Here is a 2,720-nt window from a genome sequence, read left to right on the forward strand (position 1 = left end):
CGGCGCCCGCGCCGCGCAGCGCACTCGCCAGCGCGCCGGCCGTGGCGAGCGAGGAGGCGGCGTCGGCGAGCAGGCCCCGGACATCCGCGAGGAGGGCCGTGATCTGCTCGCGCTGGGCGTCGACCGTCCGGAGCTTCCGTTCGCAGTCGGACCAGCACTCGGCGCCGAGGCGGCCGGTCGGATCGAGGTGGACGAAGGTGGCGTGCGATTCGACCCGGGCTGCTTCGATGTCGAGGGGCCGGAGCGCCGGCGTCTCCGCGGACGCACGTGCCGCGAAGTGCTCCCATGCTGCTGCGGCGACGACGGAGGCCACCCCGACCTGGGCGCCGTGCAGCCCGGTCGGCAGCCCTCGAGCCGCGGCGTGCATGTCGAGCATGTGGCTCACGAGGTGCTCGACACCCGACAGGCACGCGGTCGTGCCCGCGATGCCCGTGCCGATGCCCCGGATCGCGAGCACGCGCGTGAGGCGCTCGATCGGCTCCGGTCGCCCGTCGCTGAGGCCGGAGCTCCACTGGCTCGGGTCTCCGGCGAACGCGAGGAGGAGGTCGCGCGGTGCGACGTGGAAGCTCGCGTCGAGTCCGGCGAGCGAGGCGAGCCGCCAGTCCGCCGGCGCCGTGAAGAGGGAGAGCAGTTCGCCGAACCCCGACGTGTTCAGCTCGATGGGGGCGGTCGCGATCGTGACGGTGTCGGCCAGGACGGCGTCGGGCCAGCGCGACGGGATGGTGCGCTTGACCCCGCTGGCGAGCACGACGGAGACGTTGTCGGTGAAGCCGTCGACGCTGGCCGCGGTCTGCACGAGCACCAGGGGGACCTCGCCGGCGCGGTCGGTGGCGACCTTGCCGATGTCGGAGACCGTGCCGCTGCCGACGACGACGACGGCATCGGTGCCCGAGGCCGCGGAGGCCGCCTCATCCAGGACCCGGTCGTCGGCGTGCAGCGAGTGGCCGGGGGTGCCGAGCACGAGCCGCACGACCTCGAACCCGGCTTCCGCGAGCTGGGCGGCGACCGACCGCTTCAGGTCCTCGCCGTCTCGGCGGATCAGCGTGGTGTCGCAGAGGAGGAGCACGCGCGCTCCGTCGGCGACGACGCCGCGGGCCTCGAGGAGGAGACGGACCTGCTCGGCTGCCGACGAGGACGCCGTCGGCGAGATCTCCAGTCGGGTGATGCCGAGCGGAACGAGCGAATCGGCTCCATCGCTCGCCGAGATCACGCCACGCAGGGCGTCGAGGTCGGTCGGGTCCGTAATGGAGCCGAAGCGATTCATCATCGGTCGCTCTCGCTCGGGGCGATCAGAGTCCGGATCGCCGTGCATGTTTATTCCGGTTGCGAATGTTCATTCGCAGTAGGGGAAGCATACGAATGTCTTCGGGACATGTCAAGGCGCATCGGAGCCGCGGTCAGGATCGCGACCGCGGCCATCGACAGCGACGACACGGATTCCTGCGGCGATGCAGCTCCTGGCGGCGGTGTCGCCGGCGGGGTCTACGCTCGGAGCATGCCGAAGCCCACGACCGCGTTCCGTTGCACCGAATGCGGTTGGAGCACCGTCAAGTGGGTCGGTCGGTGCGCCGAGTGCCAGCAGTGGGGCACCGTGGTCGAGGCCGGGGTCGAGACGGGCATCGTGCGAGGCATGCAGGCCGTGGCACCGAGCGCGGGGCGTGCCGCGCGGCCGATCTCGGCGATCGTCGAGAGCGAAGACGCGGCCCATCGTCCGAGCGGGGTGGGCGAGTTCGACCGGGTCCTCGGCGGGGGCATCGTCGCGGGCGCCGCGATCCTGCTCTCGGGCGAGCCGGGCGTCGGCAAGTCGACGCTGCTGCTCGAGGTCGCGGCGCGGGTCGCCGCGGAGGGCCGCCGCGTGCTCTACGTGAGCGCCGAGGAGTCGACCGCGCAGGTCCGCCTGCGGGCCGGGCGCACGGGCGCCCTCCACGACGAGCTGTACCTCGCGTCCGAGACCGACCTCGCCACGATCCTCGGGCAGGTCGACCAGGTCTCCCCCGAGCTGCTCATCGTCGATTCGGTCCAGACCGTGTCGAGCGCGCTCTCCGACGGGCTGCCCGGGCAGCCGAGCCAGGTCCGCGAGGTCGCCTCGACCCTCATCCGCGTCGCCAAGGAGCGACAGCTCCCCGTGCTCCTCGTCGGGCACGTCACGAAGGACGGCACGATCGCCGGACCGCGCCTGCTCGAGCACCTCGTCGACGTCGTCTGCCAGTTCGAGGGCGACCGGCAGACCGCGCTGCGGTTCGTGCGGGCGTTGAAGAACCGCTTCGGGCCGACCGACGAGGTCGGCTGCTTCGAGATGACGGGCGACGGCATCGCCGAGGTGCCCGACCCGTCCGGGCTCTTCCTCAGCCGCTCACGGAACGCCGTGAGCGGCACGTGCGTGACCGTCGCCCTCGAGGGCCGACGAGCGCTGCCCGTCGAGGTGCAGGCGCTCGTCGTCGGCACGAAGGCGCCGCAGCCGCGGCGCGTCGTGAACGGCGTCGACCCGTCGCGGGTCGCCATGATCATCGCGGTGCTCGAACGGCGCGCGGGCCTCCGCCAGCTCGGCGAGCACGACGTGTACGTCTCCACGGTCGGCGGCGTGCGCCTCATCGAGCCGGCGGCCGACCTCGCGATCGCCGTGGCGATCGCGAGCGCGATGCGCGATCGCGCGGTGCCGCACGACCTCGCCGCGGTCGGCGAGATCAGCCTCGCCGGCGAGGTGCGACCGGTCGCATCGG

The 2,720-nt window shown here is 72.8% G+C and carries 2 protein-coding genes; one reads left to right on the forward strand and one right to left on the reverse strand.

Annotation, left to right across the window (positions count from 1 at the left end; genetic code table 11):
* The coding region (locus ESO86_RS15080; protein ID WP_165307954.1) for an iron-containing alcohol dehydrogenase at window positions 1-1,267 on the reverse strand (1,267 nt) is incomplete at its 3' end.
* A 228-nt stretch (window positions 1,268-1,495) separates the two neighbouring features.
* On the opposite strand from ESO86_RS15080, the gene radA reads away from it, so the two are divergent.
* Window positions 1,496-2,720: DNA repair protein RadA (gene radA, locus ESO86_RS15085; RefSeq protein ID WP_129235716.1), on the forward strand; the 1,225-nt coding region annotated here is incomplete at its 3' end.

This window comes from Agromyces binzhouensis (assembly GCF_004135055.1).
Taxonomy (GTDB): Bacteria; Actinomycetota; Actinomycetes; order Actinomycetales; family Microbacteriaceae; genus Agromyces; species Agromyces binzhouensis.